The 17,855-nt window shown below is 45.4% G+C and carries 18 protein-coding genes; 16 read left to right on the forward strand and 2 right to left on the reverse strand.

Features of this window, described 5'->3' with window-relative positions; genetic code table 11:
• The first annotated feature begins 157 nt into the window (after positions 1 to 157).
• The 14 genes from rph (at position 158) to I6E26_RS03850 (ending at position 13,835) form a co-directional block, all read left to right on the forward strand.
• A complete protein-coding gene (rph, locus tag I6E26_RS03785) occupies positions 158 to 934 on the forward strand; it encodes a ribonuclease PH (protein ID WP_235320506.1) in 777 nt (258 codons plus the stop codon).
• 28 nt (positions 935 to 962) lie between these two features.
• Positions 963 to 1,562, forward strand: coding sequence for an RdgB/HAM1 family non-canonical purine NTP pyrophosphatase (gene rdgB / locus I6E26_RS03790; RefSeq protein WP_235320507.1), 600 nt, complete (start codon positions 963 to 965; stop codon positions 1,560 to 1,562).
• A gap of 20 nt (positions 1,563 to 1,582) precedes the next feature.
• Complete coding sequence (locus I6E26_RS03795) at positions 1,583 to 2,068, forward strand: metallophosphoesterase (RefSeq protein WP_235320508.1); 486 nt, start codon at positions 1,583 to 1,585, stop codon at positions 2,066 to 2,068.
• 212 nt (positions 2,069 to 2,280) lie between these two features.
• Positions 2,281 to 3,123: a fumarate hydratase gene (locus I6E26_RS03800; RefSeq protein WP_235320509.1), complete on the forward strand. Its 843-nt coding sequence runs from the start codon at positions 2,281 to 2,283 to the stop codon at positions 3,121 to 3,123.
• Between the two features lie 17 nt (positions 3,124 to 3,140).
• Positions 3,141 to 3,698 (forward strand): Fe-S-containing hydro-lyase, encoded by a 558-nt coding sequence (locus I6E26_RS03805; protein WP_235320510.1) that lies wholly within the window; start codon positions 3,141 to 3,143, stop codon positions 3,696 to 3,698.
• Between the two features lie 94 nt (positions 3,699 to 3,792).
• Positions 3,793 to 4,413 carry a succinate dehydrogenase gene (locus I6E26_RS03810; protein ID WP_235320511.1) on the forward strand — a complete coding sequence of 207 codons (621 nt, stop codon included), beginning with the start codon at positions 3,793 to 3,795 and terminating at the stop codon, positions 4,411 to 4,413.
• 95 nt (positions 4,414 to 4,508) lie between these two features.
• The gene (gene sdhA, locus I6E26_RS03815; protein ID WP_235320563.1) at positions 4,509 to 6,335 is read left to right on the forward strand and encodes a succinate dehydrogenase flavoprotein subunit; all 1,827 of its coding nucleotides are present in this window, start codon (positions 4,509 to 4,511) and stop codon (positions 6,333 to 6,335) included.
• 17 nt (positions 6,336 to 6,352) lie between these two features.
• Positions 6,353 to 7,108, forward strand: a complete 756-nt coding sequence (sdhB, locus tag I6E26_RS03820; RefSeq protein ID WP_235320512.1) for a succinate dehydrogenase iron-sulfur subunit — start codon at positions 6,353 to 6,355, stop codon at positions 7,106 to 7,108.
• Between the two features lie 114 nt (positions 7,109 to 7,222).
• Positions 7,223 to 7,447, forward strand: coding sequence for a hypothetical protein (locus tag I6E26_RS03825; RefSeq protein WP_235320513.1), 225 nt, complete (start codon positions 7,223 to 7,225; stop codon positions 7,445 to 7,447).
• A 48-nt stretch (positions 7,448 to 7,495) separates the two neighbouring features.
• On the forward strand, positions 7,496 to 10,426 hold the full coding sequence (locus I6E26_RS03830; protein WP_235320514.1) for an insulinase family protein: 2,931 nt from the start codon (positions 7,496 to 7,498) through the stop codon (positions 10,424 to 10,426).
• A gap of 69 nt (positions 10,427 to 10,495) precedes the next feature.
• Positions 10,496 to 11,383 carry a 4-hydroxy-tetrahydrodipicolinate synthase gene (gene dapA / locus I6E26_RS03835; protein WP_235320515.1) on the forward strand — a complete coding sequence of 296 codons (888 nt, stop codon included), beginning with the start codon at positions 10,496 to 10,498 and terminating at the stop codon, positions 11,381 to 11,383.
• 74 nt (positions 11,384 to 11,457) lie between these two features.
• Positions 11,458 to 12,138, forward strand: coding sequence for an L-serine ammonia-lyase, iron-sulfur-dependent subunit beta (gene sdaAB / locus I6E26_RS03840; RefSeq protein WP_235320516.1), 681 nt, complete (start codon positions 11,458 to 11,460; stop codon positions 12,136 to 12,138).
• The gene (gene sdaAA / locus I6E26_RS03845) at positions 12,135 to 13,007 is read left to right on the forward strand and encodes an L-serine ammonia-lyase, iron-sulfur-dependent, subunit alpha (RefSeq protein WP_235320517.1); all 873 of its coding nucleotides are present in this window, start codon (positions 12,135 to 12,137) and stop codon (positions 13,005 to 13,007) included. Before sdaAB ends, sdaAA begins: the two co-directional genes overlap by 4 nt.
• Before the next feature lie 141 nt (positions 13,008 to 13,148).
• Positions 13,149 to 13,835 (forward strand): hypothetical protein, encoded by a 687-nt coding sequence (locus I6E26_RS03850; protein ID WP_235320518.1) that lies wholly within the window; start codon positions 13,149 to 13,151, stop codon positions 13,833 to 13,835.
• Between the two features lie 83 nt (positions 13,836 to 13,918).
• Here I6E26_RS03850 and I6E26_RS03855 read toward each other — a convergent pair whose 3' ends face one another.
• Together I6E26_RS03855 and I6E26_RS03860 are read right to left on the reverse strand one after the other, a co-directional pair.
• Positions 13,919 to 14,269 (reverse strand): PepSY domain-containing protein, encoded by a 351-nt coding sequence (locus tag I6E26_RS03855; protein WP_235320519.1) that lies wholly within the window; start codon positions 14,267 to 14,269, stop codon positions 13,919 to 13,921.
• 181 nt (positions 14,270 to 14,450) lie between these two features.
• Positions 14,451 to 15,290 carry a transglycosylase domain-containing protein gene (locus I6E26_RS03860; RefSeq protein WP_235320520.1) on the reverse strand — a complete coding sequence of 280 codons (840 nt, stop codon included), beginning with the start codon at positions 15,288 to 15,290 and terminating at the stop codon, positions 14,451 to 14,453.
• Positions 15,291 to 15,488: 198 nt separating this feature from the next.
• Between I6E26_RS03860 and argC the strand changes: the two genes are divergently transcribed.
• Positions 15,489 to 16,526 carry an N-acetyl-gamma-glutamyl-phosphate reductase gene (gene argC / locus I6E26_RS03865; RefSeq protein WP_235320521.1) on the forward strand — a complete coding sequence of 346 codons (1,038 nt, stop codon included), beginning with the start codon at positions 15,489 to 15,491 and terminating at the stop codon, positions 16,524 to 16,526.
• 81 nt (positions 16,527 to 16,607) lie between these two features.
• Complete coding sequence (gene argJ / locus I6E26_RS03870) at positions 16,608 to 17,819, forward strand: bifunctional glutamate N-acetyltransferase/amino-acid acetyltransferase ArgJ (RefSeq protein WP_235320522.1); 1,212 nt, start codon at positions 16,608 to 16,610, stop codon at positions 17,817 to 17,819.
• The last annotated feature ends 36 nt before the right edge of the window (positions 17,820 to 17,855 follow it).

Here is a 17,855-nt window from a genome sequence, read left to right on the forward strand (position 1 = left end):
GGCAGAAGCCAGGTTGGAGACAGCCTGGCTTTTATTTTTGCATTTTCTTTGCACAATATAGGTGTTATAATGTATACAAAAACAATAAATTCTTGTTGGTAGAATTTTGTCTATATGCTATACTATTAGAGTTTTGAACAAAAGGAATGAGGTATATATGGAGCATAAAAAAGGACATAAGAAAAAGCGGGAAGGCAGACCAGATGGCCGAGAGCCGGAGCAGCTGCGCCGCTACAAGATACATAGACATTTTCAGCAGGGGCCTGCGGCTTCTGTCTTAATAGAAATGGGAAATACCAAGGTTATCTGCGCTGCCACTGTGGAAGAACGGGTGCCGGTGTTTCTCCGTGGTACTGGGGAAGGGTGGTTGAAGGCAGAATATTCTCTTTTGCCAAGTGCTACCTCCACCAGAACTCCCAGGGAATCCACCAGAGGCAAGCAGAGTGGCCGCACCCAGGAAATTCAGCGGCTTATTGGCCGCAGTTTGCGCTCTGTAATGGATTTGAAGGCTCTGGGAGAGCGTACCATTATTATTGATTGCGATGTTATTCAGGCTGATGGAGGTACTAGAACTGCCTCTATAACTGGTGCTTTTATTGCTTTGGTAGAGGCCTGTGAAACTATTTATGATGGCAAAAAGCCTTTCCCAGTGAAGGATTTTTTGGCAGCCATAAGTGTAGGTATTTCTCCAGAGGGAGCAGCTTTGCTGGATGTTTGCTACGAGGAGGATTCCACTGGCGTAGTGGATATGAATGTAGTGAGAACCGGAGAGGGCAATTATGTAGAGATACAGGGTACTGGAGAGGGACGGCCTTTTACCCCTCAGGAATTGACCAAGCTATTGGAACTGGCAGCCAAGGGCACTGATGAGCTTATTTCCTATGAAAAGGATGTGCTGGGCGGCGTGCTTGTTTGGCGTGTAGGCCGGGAGTAAATTATTATAGAAGCAAAGGATGTCAGATATGGCAAAAAGAATTGTAATAGCCACTGGCAATCAGGGCAAGGTACGGGAAATGATAAATGCCTTTAAAAATTTGGATGTGGAGCTGATATCCCTGAAGGAGCTGCCAGAAAAATATCCAGAGCCTGTGGAGGATGGGGATAGTTTTCAGGCTAATTCTCTGATAAAGGCAAAATATTATTGTGAGAAAACAGGTCTAGCCTGCTTGGCGGATGATTCTGGCCTAGAGGTGGAGGTTCTTGATGGAGCACCTGGTATTTATTCTGCCCGCTATGCTGGGGAAAATGCCACAGATGAGGAAAATAATGCCAAGCTGCAGTCCAAACTGCAGGACTTGGCATTGGCTGGCTCTCCAGCGGCTTATAAATGCGCTTTGACCTTTGTGGATACAAATGGGCATAAGTTATTTGCTGAGGGCAGCTGTTCCGGAGAGATTCATTTGGAGGCTAGAGGTCAGAATGGCTTTGGCTATGATCCTTATTTTTATGTAGGAGCAAAGACTATGGCGGAAATGACCTTGGAGGAAAAGCAGGCCATCAGTCATAGAGGAGAGGCTATTGCCAAAATGGCGGAGCTTCTGAAAAAATATTTGGCAAATTAAGCTTTTTAGGGAGGTTTGCTATGCGTATTGGCATAATTAGTGATTCCCACGGCAATACCAATGCTATTGACCAGGCGGTAAAGGCGGCGGGAGAAATAGATTTTTGGCTTCATGCAGGAGATTTAATCAATGATGCAGAATATTTACGTATGGCCTATGATGCAGAAGTGGTTAATGTAGCAGGAAACTGTGATTGGGGGCATCATGGAGCTGAGGATGAGGAACTGGTAACAGCAGCTGGCAGCAAAATATTTTTAACTCATGGCCATCTCTATGGGGTAAAGAGCAATCCAGCTAATTTTTTGCTGGCGGTGCGGGAAAAGGGAGCCAATATCGGAGTTTTTGGCCATACCCATGTGGCTTTCATAAAAAAAATTAATGGTATTTTGCTGATTAATCCAGGTAGTTTATCATACCCCCGAGATGGCAAAGGCCAATCCTTCATGGTTTTGGAGCTGGCGGAGGGCAAGGAGCCGGAAATATATCATTACCATTTACAAAAATAAAATGAAAGTATGTACATGACTTTGTGAACACAAATAAAAATTCGTTGGACGAATTAACAATTCTAAGTGAAGTCAACTGAGAAAAAAGGTGAATCTGATTCATATTGCAAATAGCTAAAACCCTTGCGGTTATTGGCTTGAAAGCTACTTGAAAATATGCTATTATTAGATAGCGAATGTAATTTATTATATATTTTTGGGGAGGGTTTAATTTGCGTACAATTAATGTAGAGCAGATTACTGCTGAAGTAGCGCAGATGTGCAAGGAAGCTGCCTATTATTTGCCAAAAGATGTGTATGAGGCATTGAAAAAAGGCAGAGAGACTGAAGAATCTCCTGTAGGCCAGGTCGTTCTTGATCAGATTATCAAAAACTCTGAGATTGCTCGTGCAGAGGATCGTCCAATCTGTCAGGATACCGGTATGACCATCATTTTCTTGGAGGTAGGTCAGGATCTGCATCTGGAGGGTGGCGATCTTACTGAGGCCATCAATGCAGGTGTTGCTAAGGGTTATACCGAGGGATATCTTCGTAAGTCTGTTGTAGCAGAGCCTTTGTTCAACCGCGTAAATACCCAGAACAATACTCCTGCTATTATCTATACCAAGATTGTTCCTGGTGATCAGCTGAGAATCGAGCTGACCTGCAAGGGCTTTGGTTCCGAGAACAAGGGCGGCATCAAGATGCTGGTGCCTGCTGATGGCGTAGAGGGTGTTAAGAAGGCTGTTCTGGATATTATTCAGCATGCAAGCTGCAATCCATGCCCACCAATGGTTGTTGGTGTAGGTATCGGCGGTACTATGGATCAGGCTGCATATCTGTCCAAGCGTGCTCTGATGCGTAACATTACCGTTCGTAATGAGCATCCTGATTATGCAAATCTGGAAAATGAGCTTCTTGAGATGATTAACAAGACTGGTATCGGACCTCAGCTGGGCGGCACTACTTCTGCTCTGGCTGTTAATATCGAGTGGGGTCCTACCCATATCGCCGGCCTGCCTGTTGCAGTAACTATCTGCTGCCATGCTTGCCGTCATGCTGTCCGTGTACTGTGATTTAGGAGGTCTTGATAATGGCTGAAACTATTCGTTTAACTACCCCTCTGACAGAGGAAAAGTCCCGCACCCTGCGTGCTGGCGACAGCGTATTGATTACCGGTACTATCTACAGTGCCCGTGATGCTGCTCACAAGGTTATGACTGAGGCTCTGGCTCGTGGCGAGAAGCTGCCAATTGATTGGCACAACCAGATTGTTTACTATCTTGGCCCTACTCCTGCAAAGCCAGGTGATCCAATCGGCTCCTGCGGTCCTACTACTGCTGGCCGTATGGATGCTTATACTCCTACCATGCTGGATCAGGGCATCAAGGGTATGATCGGTAAGGGTTCCCGTGCTCCAGAGGTTATTGAGTCCATGAAGAAGAACGGTGTTACTTATTTTGCTGCTGTAGGCGGCGCTGCTGCTCTGATTGCTAAGTCCGTAAAGAAGTACACTGTTATTGCTTATCCTGAGCTGGGCCCAGAGGCTTTGGCAGCTCTTGAGGTTGTAGATTTCCCTGCAATCGTTGTAATCGATTCTGAAGGCAATAATTTCTACGAAATGGGTCAGGCTCCATATCGTAGATTATAATTGCGCATCGGAGGCTCTGTCAGAACCTAACTGATTACTCCTCCAAGGCGTACAATTACTTTCCATAGGAAAGAATATATTTAGGAGGTCTAGAATGATTAACGTATCTTTTTATCTGCGCCGTTTACATTCCCTTTGCGGTCTGCTGTTACTGGGCGGCGTGCTGATTGAGCATTTGCTGACAAATGCTTCAGCTATGGGTGGTCCAGAGGTATTCAACCAGGGCTTGGAAATGATGGAGCTGATCCCAGCACCAATCTTCCTGGCTATTGAGATTTGCCTCTATGCTGTGCCTATTCTGTTCCACGGTATCTATGGTATTGTTATTGCCCTGGATGCAAAGAACAACACTGGCAGCTATGGCTACTCCCGTAACTGGAAGTTTGCTCTCCAGCGCTATACTGCTTGGTATATGGTAGCTTTCCTCATCTGGCATGTTGGCTATCTCCGTATCTACCTGAAGGGTATTATGGGCGAGCATATCAGCTATGCACTGGTTCAGAGTGTACTCTCTAACCCAGCTGTATTTGTACTGTATGCCCTGGGTATGTTTGCTGCAATATTCCATTTCTGCAACGGTATCACTACCTTCTGCATGACTTGGGGTATTGCAAAGGGTCCTCGCGCTCAGCGTGTAGTGGACAAGATGGCTATGGGTCTTTGCGCTTTGATGTGCCTGCTGACTTTGGCTTTCATGTTCTCCTACTTGGCATAAGCAGGACATTTTCGTAGTTAAAAATATTGTATAAGGAGAGAAACTACGTGGCTAAAAATAAGATTATTGTAGTTGGTGGCGGTCTTTCTGGTTTGATGGCTACCCTTAAAATTTGTGAAGCTGGCGGCGAAGTAGACCTGTTCTCTTACTGCCCAGTAAAGCGTTCTCACTCCCTCTGTGCTCAGGGCGGTATCAATGCCTGCATGGACACCAAGGGTGAGCATGACTCCATTTATGAGCATTTTGATGATACCGTATATGGCGGTGACTTCCTGGCTGACCAGCTGGCTGTAAAGGGCATGGTTGAGGCAGCTCCAAAGCTCATTAAGATGTTCGATCGTATGGGTGTACCTTTCACTCGTACTCCAGAGGGTGTTCTTGACCTGCGTAACTTCGGTGGTCAGAAGAATAAGCGTACCTGCTTTGCTGGTTCCACTACTGGTCAGCAGCTGCTGTATGCTCTGGACGAGCAGGTTCGTCGCTGGGAAGTTAAGGGCGGCGTAACCAAGTATGAGTTCTGGGAATTCATCAAAATCATTAAGAACAAGGATGGCATCTGCCGTGGTATCGTAGCTCAGAGCATGAACTCCATGGAGATTAAGGCTTTCCCTGCTGATGTTGTTATTCTGGCAACTGGTGGCCCTGGTCAGGTATTTGGCCGTTGCACCGCTTCCACTATTTGTAATGGTTCTGCAGTATCTGCTGTATATCAGCAGGGCGCTGCTATTGGTAACCCTGAGTTCATTCAGATTCATCCTACTGCTATCCCAGGCTCCGACAAGAACCGTCTGATGTCTGAGGCATGCCGTGGTGAGGGTGGCCGTGTATGGGTTTACAAGGATGGCAAGCCTTGGTACTTCCTGGAGGAAATGTACCCTGCATATGGTAACCTGGTTCCTCGTGATGTTGCATCCCGTGCTATTTTCAAGGTTTGCGATCACATGCATCTGGGTATCAACAACGAGCGTCGTGTATATCTGGATCTGTCCCATATTCCTGCAGATTATCTGGAGCGCAAGCTGGGCGGTATCATCGAGATCTACACTGAGTTCGTAGGTAAGGATCCTCGTAAGGTTCCTATGGAGATTTTCCCTTCCGTTCATTATTCCATGGGCGGTATCTATGTAGATAGAAAGCATTTCACCACTATTCCTGGCCTGATGGCTTCCGGTGAGTGCGACCATCAGTACCACGGTGCAAACCGTCTGGGTGCTAACTCTCTGCTGTCTGCTGCATATTCCGGTACTGTATCTGGCCCTGAGGCTATGAAGTACTGCAAGGAAGGTAAGCAGGGCGTGGCTCTGACCGATGCTGAGCTGGAAGCAGCTCGTCAGGAGGTTCAGGCTGAGTATGATAAGATTCGCCAGATGAATGGTCCTGAGAATGCTCATAAGCTGCATCAGGAAATGGGCGATATCATGTATGACTATGTATCCATCGAGCGTGATAACACTGGTTTGGATAAGTGTCTTGTAGAGCTGAAGAAGATTCTGAAGCGTTGGGACAATATTGGTCTGACTGACCATGGCAACTGGGCTAACCAGGAGGCTATGTTTGTTCGCCAGCTTCGCAATATGATTCTTTATGCAATGGCTATTACCAAGGCTGCTCGTTGCCGTGACGAGTCCCGTGGTGCTCATGCTAAGATCGTTCTGAAGAGCGATTATGATGCTATGACTGCTGAGCAGAAGGAGAAGCTGGTAGGCTTGGCTGAAAAGGATATTAAGTGGTCTGCAGATGGCCGTGCTCATGACAAGGACGACGAGCTGGTATTCTTCAAGCGTGACGACTCCAGATTCATGAAGACCACAGTTATTAACTATGATCCTGCAACTGAAGAGCCAATCGTAAAATATGAGGAGTTCGAGCATTCTCTCATCAAGGCTCGTCCTCGTAACTATGCTGTTGCGAAGAAGGAATAAGAGGAGGACAAAGTAGAATGGCAGAACAGAAGAAAACAGTTACTTTTATCATTGAGCGTCAGGACAGCCCTACCAGCGCACCTTATACTCAGGAATTTGAGATTCCTTATCGTCCTGCTCTTAATGTTGTTGCCTCCCTTATGGAGATTCAGAAGAATCCTGTAACCAAGGACGGCAAGAAGGTTGCTCCTGTAACTTGGGAATGCAACTGCTTGGAGAAGGTTTGCGGTGCTTGCATGATGGTTATCAACGGCAAGGCTCGTCAGGCTTGCTGTGCTCTGATTGATGAGTTGGAGCAGCCAATCCATCTGGCTCCAGCTAGAACCTTCCCTGTAATCCGTGACCTGCTGATTGACCGCTCCGTAATGTTCGAGAGCTTGAAGCGTGTACAGGCATGGGTTGAGGTTGATGGTACTTGGGAGGTTAAGGATGCTCCTATTCAGAATCCTTATACCGCTACCACTGCATATGAGATTTCTCACTGCATGACCTGCGGATGTTGCCTGGAGGCTTGCCCTAATGTTGGCCCACAGTCCGACTTTATTGGTGCATCTCCATCCGTTCAGGCATACCTGTTCAACCTGCATCCACTTGGAAAGTTCGACAAGGAGAAGCGCCTGAATGCTCTTATGGGCAAGGGCGGTATTACCGGTTGCGGTAACTCCCAGAACTGCGTTGAGGTTTGCCCTAAGAACATCAAGCTGACCACTTATCTGGCTCAGTTGAACCGTGATGTTAACAAGCAGGCCCTGAAGAATATTTTCAACAAATAATTCTAGACCTAAATTTGAGTCCTCTGGCATTGTCAGAGGGCTCTTTTTTGTAGTAGAATATAAGGTAAGAGTTTTGTGAAGGCTTAGATTGTTCCACGAGAGGATGGTTTGAATATGTCTACGATTTCTACAGGATATACTACGGAAATGGGTAAAAAGATGCGGAGTATGCCGGAGATTCACGCTCGGTATGAGAAATGCCGTCAGAGATATAAGGAGATGCGTGGTACTGGGGCAGATTTCCGTGAACAGCGGGCCATGATTTTTGGTGAGCTGAAAACCTTGGGCTGGGTGCTGGGGAAATCCGACCAGCAGATTAATCAGGAAGCAAATTCCTGATGGTAAGGTCTCAAAGAATTGCGTATTATTAAGTGAAGGGAAAATTTTATGCAGATTAATGATATTGTACATGGTTTTAGATTGGTGAGAAGGGAGGAGGTAAAGGAGACAGCTTCCACAGCTTATGAGTTCCACCATGAGAAAAGCGGCGCCCGCTTGCTGTATCTTCAGAATAAGGATGATAATAAGGTATTTTCTATTTCTTTTAGAACTCCTCCAGAGGATGATACTGGCGTACCTCATATTATTGAGCATTCCACCCTGTGTGGTTCTCGGAAGTTTCCCCTCAAGGAGCCTTTTGTGGAACTGGTGAAAGGCTCTTTGAATACCTTCCTGAATGCTATGACCTATCCGGATAAGACCATGTATCCAGTGGCCAGTTGCAATGATAAGGATTTTCACAATCTGATGGATGTGTATCTGGATGCGGTATTCTATCCTGCTATTTACAATCAGCCGGAGATTCTTATGCAGGAGGGATGGCACTACGAGATTGAAAAGCCAGAGGAGCCATTGCGTTATAGCGGTGTAGTATATAATGAAATGAAGGGTGCCTTGTCCTCTCCAGAGGATTTGCTGGAAATTCAGGTTATGAAGGCATTGTTCCCAGATAATACCTATGCCTGTGAATCCGGTGGCAATCCAGCAGCTATTCCTAACCTTACCTATGAGCAGTTTATTGATTTCCACAAGAAATACTATGCTCCTTCCAATAGCTATATTTACCTTTATGGTGATATGGATATTGAGGAAAAGCTGGCTTTTATTAACGATGAATATCTCAGTCATTTTGATGTGGTACAGGTGGATTCCCACATTCCTCTCCAGGAGAGCTTTGGCCATTTGAAGGAAATCCAGGCCACCTATCCTATTGTGGAGGAGGAAAGCACCGAGGGCAAGACCTTCCTGAGCTATAATCTGGTTATGGCTAAGGCTGGGGAGCATGAGCTGGTAAATGCCTTGCAGCTTTTAGAGCAGGCTTTGTTGAAAACTCCGGCAGCTCCTTTGCGGAAGGCATTGATAGATGCTGGTATTGGTATGGATGTTTCCTCTCATTTGGAAACCAATGTCCATCAGCCATATTTGACCATTACTGTTAATGGTGCCGAGGCTGATAAGGTGGAGTTATTCAAGGAGGTTATTCATAATACCCTGAGGGATTTGGCAGAAAAGGGCATTGATAGAGATAGCCTGGAGGCTGCCCTGAATCTCTTTGAGTTCCAGCTGCGGGAGGCAGATTTTGGTTCCTATCCAAAGGGATTGATTTATAATATCAGCTTGATGACAAACTGGCTTTATGATCAGGATCCTTTGACCAAGCTGAGATACGAGCAGGATATTGTAGATCTGCAGGAGAAGCTGGCAGGGAATTATTACGAGGAACTGCTGAAAAAATACTTCCTGGATAATACCTTTGGGGCTGTGGTTATTATGGCTCCTGATAAGGAAATGGCCAAAAAGCAGGAGCAGGCTATGGCTGAAAAGCTGGCAGACATTAAGGCTAAGATGTCCACGGAGGAGTTACAGCAGATTATTGAGAATACTGCTAAATTGAAGCTCCGGCAGCAGACACCGGATTCCCCAGAGGCTTTGGCCACTATTCCACTGCTGAAGATAGAGGATATTGAACCTAATGCTAAGAAGATTCCTTTGGAAGAGAAGGAACTAAAGGATATTAAGGTGCTTTATACTCCGGCAGACACCAATGGAATTGTCTATTTGAACCTTTATTTTAAGGCAGATGTAATACCACAGGAGCTGATTCCTTATGCCTATATCTATTGCGACATTCTTGGTTTGGTAGATACAGAAAACACCAGCTATGAGGATATGACCAATAGGGTAAATCTTAATACTGGCGGCATCAGCTTTGATATTGTTAATTTCACCCAGTCTGGCAAGGCTGATAGTATGGCACCTTATTTCAAGGTAACAGCCAAGGCCTTTGCCCGGAAGGTGCCAGAATTGGCAGATATTCTGGCAGAAATTCTTCTGACCACCAAATATGACGATAAGAAGCGTATTTTGGAGCTTTTGCAGCAGGATAGATCTGAAATGGAGCTGAATATGCTGCAATCCTCTGTGCAGGTAGCCTTGGCTCGGCTTAATTCCTTTATTTCCAAGTCTGGTGCCTACAATGAAATCGGTGAGCTGTCCTTGTACCCAGTGGTAAAGAAACTGACGGATGAATTTGAGGAAAATGTGGAGGATTTCTGTAGCAAGCTGCAGCAGGTTGGAGAGCTGCTCTTTAACAGCCAGAATCTGGTTATGGGCGTTACTATTGAGGAAGGGCTTTATAACAAATTTGCTCAGGAGATTACTCCGTTGCTGGAGGCATTGGCAGAAGCCAGTGCCAATAAGTCTGTACAGATGCAGGATTATGTTCTGCCAGTGGAGAACCAGCAGGAGGCTCTAATGTCCTCCAGCCAGGTGCAGTATGTAGCTAAGGGAGCCAATCTCTACAAGCTGGGCTACGAAATGACAGGAGCTTACCAGGTATTGGATATGCTGCTGAGATATGAATATTTCTGGGTGAAGATTCGTGTTCAGGGCGGTGCCTATGGTGCCATGACGAGATTTAATCTGGATGGTGATATGATGTTTGTATCCTATCGGGATCCAAATCTGGCAGAAACCATTAAGGTATTTGATGAAACTGCGGATTTCCTGAGAGGCTTTGAAGCTTCTGATAGAGAAATGACCAAATATATTATCGGCACCATGAGCGGGGTAGATACTCCTATGACGCCAAGACTCTTGGGTAACAATGCTCAGAGATTGTATTTCCGGGGTATTACCTATGAGGAAAGACAGAAGCGCCGTCAGCAGCTTTTACATACCACCGTGGAGGATATTCGCAATTTGGCACCAGCCATTGAGGCCTGCATGGAGGAGAATAACCTTTGTGTATTTGGCAATGCCGGGGTTATTAAGGCCAATGAGGGGTTGTTCCAGAAGCTGACTCCTGTTATGGATTAATACCTCTTGACTTTGGTTCAGGTAAATGTGATAATTGAAAGTAATATATGTCGATTAGGAGGAGTTCTTTTGAAGCAGGAAATTTTCAAGGGTGCTGGCGTAGCCATTATCACCCCTTATACAGAGGATGGCATCAATTTTGAGGAATTGGGCCGGATTATTGAGGATCAGATTGCTGGTGGCACAGATGCTATTATTATCACTGGTACTACTGGTGAGTCTGCTACCATGACTGATGATGAGCATAAGTCTGCTATCAAATATGCAGTAGAAAAGGTAGCTGGCCGTATTCCTGTTATTGCAGGTACTGGCTCCAATGAGACTGACTATGCTGTGAAGCTGTCTGTTTATGCAGAGCAGGTTGGTGCAGATGCCCTGCTGGTAGTTACCCCTTATTATAATAAGTGTACTCAGAAGGGCTTGGTAAAGCATTTTACCACCATTGCAGATGCGGTAAATATTCCTATTATTCTGTACAATGTACCATCCCGTACAGGTGTAAATATTCAGGTTCCTACCTTTGTTGAATTGGCCAAGCATCCACGGATTGTGGCTGTTAAGGAGGCCAGTGGCGATTTGAGTGCTGTAGCCAAGATTCGCCATGCTTGCGGTGATGAGCTGGCTATTTATTCCGGCAATGATGACCAGATTGTGCCTATTCTTTCTTTGGGGGGCTATGGTGTAATCTCTGTATTGTCCAACGTAGCACCAGCTATGGCTCATAATATCTGTCAGAATTATTTTGATGGCAAGGTAAAGGAAGCAGCGGATATGCAGATTAAGGCTATTGATTTGATTAATGCCTTGTTCTGCGAGGTAAATCCTATTCCAGTCAAGGTAGCTATGCGGAAGCTGGGCTATGCGGCTGGTCCATTGCGTCTGCCTCTTACTGAGATGGAGCCAGAGCATGAGCAGCAGTTGGAAAAGGCTTTGAAGGCTCATGGCTTGATTAAATAATTTTTTTGGTAGGCAAAGAAGCTGATTCTGTGAATATTTGCAGGATCAGCTTTTTTTAGAATAGGGGAGAATATATGAGAGGCGTATTTGATATAATCGGCCCAGTAATGATTGGCCCTTCCAGCTCTCATACGGCTGGGGCAGCCAGATTGGGACTGATGGCTGGAAAAATTCTGGGGGAAAATCCCGTAAAGGCAGAAATTTTGCTCCACGGCTCCTTTGCCCAGACCTATAGAGGACATGGTACGGACAAAGCGCTGTTAGGGGGAATCCTGGGTTTTGCTCCAGAGGATATGCGGTTGCGGGAGGCCTTGGATATAGCGGCACAGCAGGGACTGGTATATTCCTTTGCGCCAGTGGATATACCAGAGGCTCATCCTAATACGGCTATTATTAAGCTAACCGGGGAAAGTGGCCGGGTGATACAGGTAGAGGGGGCCTCTGTAGGGGGAGGTAATATTAGGATTACTAGAATTGGGGATTTTGATGTGGATTTAACAGGCAAATATCCGGCTTTGATAATTGTCCACAAGGATCGTCCTGGTGTTGTAAATAGGGTAACTTCTATTTTGGCTCGCTATAAGATTAATATTGCCTACATGAGAGTATCCCGCAAAATGCGGGGGCAGGAGGCCATGATGATTTTGGAAACCGATGATGAATTGTCAACAGAGGTGGTGGAGGATTGCAGTGAAATTCCTCGACTTCTGAAAGCCTTTGCTATTCCAGCTATTGGAGGAGGCAGTACTATATGATAAATTTTAATTCTATAGAGGAGCTTGTTCATCTGGCTAAGGAGGAGCATTGCCCTATTAGTCAGATTGTTATGGCTTGGGAAGCGGAAAACAATTTGACTTCTCAGGAGTCTCAAATAGAGGCTATGAGAAAAAATTGGCAGGTGATGGTGGATTCCTTGCAGCGAGGCTGTCAGAATCAGGAGAAATCACTTAGTGGATTAACCGGGGGAGATGCGGTAAAGCTATGCAGCTATAGCCAGCAGGGATATACTGGGGAAGCTGTTTTGCGGGCTGCTGCTAGTGCCATTGGCGTCAGCGAGGTTAATGCTGTTATGGGCAGAATTGTAGCCTGCCCTACGGCGGGTTCCTGTGGTATTGTGCCGGCTGCGGTTTATGCCGGGGCCAAGAAAAACGGCAACACAGAGGATGAGATTGTAGAGGCATTATTTACAGCCGCAGGTATTGGCATGGTAATAGAGGCCAATGCTTCCATTGCAGGAGCCTATGGCGGCTGTCAGGCGGAATGTGGCACAGCAGCTGGTATGGCTGCGGCGGCCTTGGTACAGCTGGCAGGGGGGAATCCTGAGCAGGTTGGTCATGGCATGGCCTTGGCGATTAAAAATCTCTTGGGGCTGGCTTGTGATCCTGTGGCTGGTCTGGTAGAGGTGCCCTGTGTAAAGCGCAATGGCTTTATTGCTGTTCATGCCATGCTGGCAGCAGATATGGCCTTGGCAGGGGTGGAGTCTGTGATTCCTCCAGATGATGTGATAGATGCTATGAATCGTATAGGTCGTTCCATGCCAAGGGCTATTAAGGAAACGGCGGAGGGGGGCTTGGCTACCACCAAAACAGGCTTGTCTTTGGCCAAGAAGATTTTTGGCCAATAAGCTTTCTGGAACTCTCATGTAATTTTAATGGACTTTTTGGCCGATTTGTAATAAAGTATACTGTGGTATGTTGATTGAGCTTGGCCTCATGGTAGAAAATCGGTGTGCCTTAATTTTGCAAATTAATAGGGAGGTTTTTGTATGAAGAGAGGTTTGCAGCTTGTATTGATGCTGTGTGTATTCCTGTTAGGTACTCAGGTATCCTTTGCAGGGGGACTGCTGGGGGGAACTGGTGTAAGTGATGCTCGTGTATATGATAGCGAAGGCTTGATAAAGATTCAGACCTTGGCTATTGCAGATTCTATTTATAATGGTCCTACCAGTGAGGGAGAGCCAGAAATAGATGATATTCCTGAGATTCTCATGAATGGTACTTTGGTGGATAAGAAGAATGTTTTGAATTACATTTCTTATAGAGAGGTTTGTCAGAATATTAAGATTGCCCGTCATATTGACATTCTTCGTTTGGACAGCCGCAAGGCCTTTAAGGAATACAAGAATAATATTGGCCTCTATGCTGATGCCTATGTTATTACTACTATTTCCAATGGTACTTCTATGAATGATGGTACTCGTCTGAATGTATTCTTTGATGTTTATGATGCTCGCACCAATAAGATTGTCTATGCTTATAGAAAGCTGGCTCCAAAGTCTGCGGTTAGAGATTCTTTGCTGTACACTGAGATAGCTAAGGATTTCTTCTCCGATTTTATTGATGCTCAGAAGCAGGCTATTGAGGATAAGGAAAAGGAAGATAAGGCTATCCTGAAGCTGGAAAAGGAAGAGGCTAAGAAAGCAGCTAAGGAAGCAGCTAAGGAAGTTAAATAATTTAGATATAAAAATTGCCAATAAAAAACTCTCTGAAGCGAAAATGTTTCAGAGAGTTTTGTTTTTCAGGGCAAGCTATTGAATTAGTGATGGATAGATTCTACTTCCCATTTTACAATAGCACCGGTATTGGCATCAATTTCATATTCATATTCGTTGCCATTGGCAATAAACTCGATTTCATATACAGCGCGGCCATGCTCCCAGTCCTGTTTGATTTTGATAAACTGTACCTGGTCAGCGGTTTTGCCAGCATGGTTCAGGGCAATCTCCTTGGCCTGTTCTACAGAAATACTGTTAACTTCTGCACTCTGGGCAGCAGAGATGTTGGTATCAAAGGTGGTAGTGCCCAAAGTACTAAAGGCACCAGCAGTTAAGGCTGCGGATAATACCATTGCGCAGGCCACGATTTTTAAGGTATGACTATTTTTCATTTTATATTCCCCCTTGCATGAATAGTGAACGTGCCTTATAGCCCCATGTCTAAAGTCAGGGGCTTTACAGCACACTTGTTAAGGTCATTATTTTTCTAAAAGACCTAAGTATTTTATTTCTTAAAGATATTATAATGAAAAAAAGTAGAATAAGTCAAGACTCTGTTCAAAGCTATCTCTGTTAATGGGCTAGGTAGATGGGCTTGATTTTGGCGTCGTCGGCTACGGATTCCCGCAGGTAGCCGGCGGCGGTCATGGCATCCAGGACAATGAATTGTCTTTTTTTGGCTAGCATGAAATCTACATAAGGGGAATAGAGGGATGGAGCATTGGGGATGCCTGCCAGCATGGCTGCTTCTGGGAGAGCCAGCATAGCAGGCTCCTTGCCGAAATATCCCGCACTGGCTTCTTTGATGCCATAATAGCCAGAACCAAAGTAAATGGTGTTGAGGTACAGTTCCAATATTTCATCCTTGGAATAATTCAGCTCCATATCCATAGCCAGAACAAATTCCTCTGCCTTGCGGCCCATAGTTTGCTCCTGGCTAAGGAAAAGATTTTTTACCAACTGCTGGGTAATGGTGCTGGCACCCTCTCTGACCTGGCCGTATTGCAGATTTACCAGAGAGGCCCGGAAGATACCCTCCATATCAAAGCCCCAGTGATTGTAGAACTTTCTATCTTCCACAGCTACTACTGCCTGTTGCAAGGATTCAGGAATATCTTGCAGCTTAACATAGTTAGCAGAATTAATCCGGGCATTTACCGCCTGCTTCAAGAAAAATACTCTTTCCAGCCTGTTTAGGGTACTGTTGCTTTCCATAGCATCTATGCCTTGAGACAGGCTGTTTTCTTGAGATACTTGATTTTCGCCTAGGGAAACAATCTGCTTCGTTCCCGTCAAAATCTGGTCGACAGATAAGCTGCCATTGGCGGCAGCAGTGCCTAGAAAGGAAATTACAAATACCAGGAGCATAGCCCCCAGCCACTTTAGGACTTTTTTTATTTTTCTCATTAACATATTATTCTTCCTTGTCTAATAAAAATTTCTGGTGTAAAATTAAAAAAGTATGTAAATATATTATAACCCCTATTTTGTGAAAAGAAAATGCCATTACAGTGGATATAATTTTTGCAACAAGCCAATATTAATTTTTCTAATATTGCATAATATACATAAAAGCTGTATAATTATGAAAAGCAAAAGGAGGATGTGCTTGTGAAAAAGGTTAGTATTATTGGTGCTACAGGCTATGCAGGTGCAGAACTTTTAAGAATTCTGCATAATCATCCAGAAGCAGAGGTAGTGCATATTACATCTGAAAGTCATGCCGGTGAGGCCATTTCCGATATTTATCCCCATCTAAAGGGAATTTATGATCAGAAGCTGATGAGCATGAAGGATATTGAAACTATCGGTCAGGATAGTGATTTTGTATTTATCGGACTGCCTCATGGCCATGCTATGAAGGTAGGTAAGGCATTGGAGAATATGCCTACCCGTATTATTGATTTAGGGGCTGACTACCGCTTCAATGACACAGATATCTATGAAGCTTGGTACAAGGTTCCTCATACCCACAAGGATGCACCAAGAGTATATGGTTTGGCAGAGCTGAACAGAGAGCAGATTAAGGATGCCAAGATTATTGGTAATGCAGGCTGCTATACCACCGCTAGTATTCTGGCCCTGGCACCTTTGGCCAAGCACCATCTGATTGATGTTAATACCATTATTATTGATGCCAAATCCGGCGTATCTGGAGCAGGCCGTTCCGCCAAGCAGGCCAATCATTTTCCTGAGCTATACGATAGCTTCAAGGCCTATGGCGTAGCCACCCATCGTCACACCCCAGAGATTGAGCAGGCCATTACCGAGCTGTCTGGCGAAAGCACTGTGCTGAACTTTACGCCTCATCTGGTGCCTATGTCCAGAGGTATTCTCAGCACCTGCTATGCAAAGCTGAAGGAAGGGGTTACTGATGATATGGTAACTGCTGCCTATGAGATGCTGTATGGCAAGGAGCACTTTATCCGTCTACTGGGCCTGGGAGGATATCCTGCTACCAAGAATGTTCGGGGTTCCAACTACTGCGACCTGGGTTGGCATGTGGATTCCCGCACCAACAGAGTTATTGTGCTGTCTGCTATTGACAATCTGGTTAAGGGTGCAGCAGGTCAGGCTGTGCAGAACTTCAATATTGCCAATGGTTTTGATGAAGCTTTGGGCTTGGATATGGTGCCTGTATATCCTTAAGGAAAATCCTGCAGAATATGCATAACAAAGGTTAAATGATGTATTTTTATACATTCATATACATTTTTAGGAGGAATTTCTATGTTTAGTGAAGAAAATGCAGCAGCGGGCGTTACCTTTGCTCGTGGCTTCAAGGCTGCTGGTGTCAAGGCTGGCATCAAGAAAAGCGGCAATCTTGATTTAGCAATGATTTATACAGAGAAGGAGGCTTCCGTAGCTGGTGTATTTACCCAGAATGCGGTAGCAGCAGCTCCTGTTATTGTTTCCCGTGAGGTGGTAAAGACCGGCAGTGCCCATGCTATTGTAGCAAACGCTGGCTGTGCCAATGCCTGCACTGGAGAGGTTGGACTGGCTAATGCCCACAAGATGGCTGCCCTGGCTGCTGAGGAGCTGGGCTGTAAGGCTGATGATGTACTGGTAGGCTCTACTGGTATTATTGGTGTTAACCTGCCTATGGACAAGCTGGCTGCTGGTATCAAGGCCGCTGCAGCAGAGCTTTCTGAGGATGGCAGCAAGAATGCTGGCAATGCTATTATTACTACTGATACTTATTCCAAGTCTTGCTCTACTGAGGTAGAGATTGGTGGCAAGGCTGTTCGCTTTGGTGCTATTGCTAAAGGCTCTGGTATGATTCAGCCAAATATGGCTACCATGCTTTGCTATATTACCACTGATGCCAATATTTCCAGCCAGCTGATGCAGAAGGCTTTGTCCGAAATCGTAGAGGTTACTTTCAATATGATTTCCGTAGATGGAGATATGAGCACCAATGATACTGTATTGGTATTGGCTAACGGTGAGTCCGGTATGGCTGAGATTCAGGCTGATACCCCTGAGTATGACAAGTTCTGTGAGGTATTGGGCAATATGTGTCGTGAGCTGTCCAAGCGCATTGCAGCCGATGGCGAGGGTGCTACCAAGTTCCTGACCATTAATGTGCATGGCACCAAGACCTTTGCTGATGCCAAGACCGTAGCTATGAGTGTGGCTAAGTCTCCATTGGTTAAGACCGCTTTCTTTGGAGAGGATCCAAATTGGGGCCGTGTAATCTGCGCTGTAGGCTATGCCGGCATTCCAATGGTGCCAGAAAAGACCGTTATTAAATTCGGCGGTGTGCCTGTTTATGCCAATGGCTTGGGGGCTGATTTCGACGAGAATGTTATTCGTGATATTATGGCGGAGCATGATATTGTTATTGATATAGAAATGGGCCTGGGAGAGGCTGAGGCTACTGTTTGGAGCTGTGATTTCTCCTATGAGTATGTAAAGATTAACGGTGAATATCATACCTGATAGCCACTGACTGGTTGAAACCGGGGTGAAAATATG

Source organism: Anaerovibrio lipolyticus (assembly GCF_021531495.1).
GTDB lineage: Bacteria > Bacillota > Negativicutes > Selenomonadales > Selenomonadaceae > Anaerovibrio.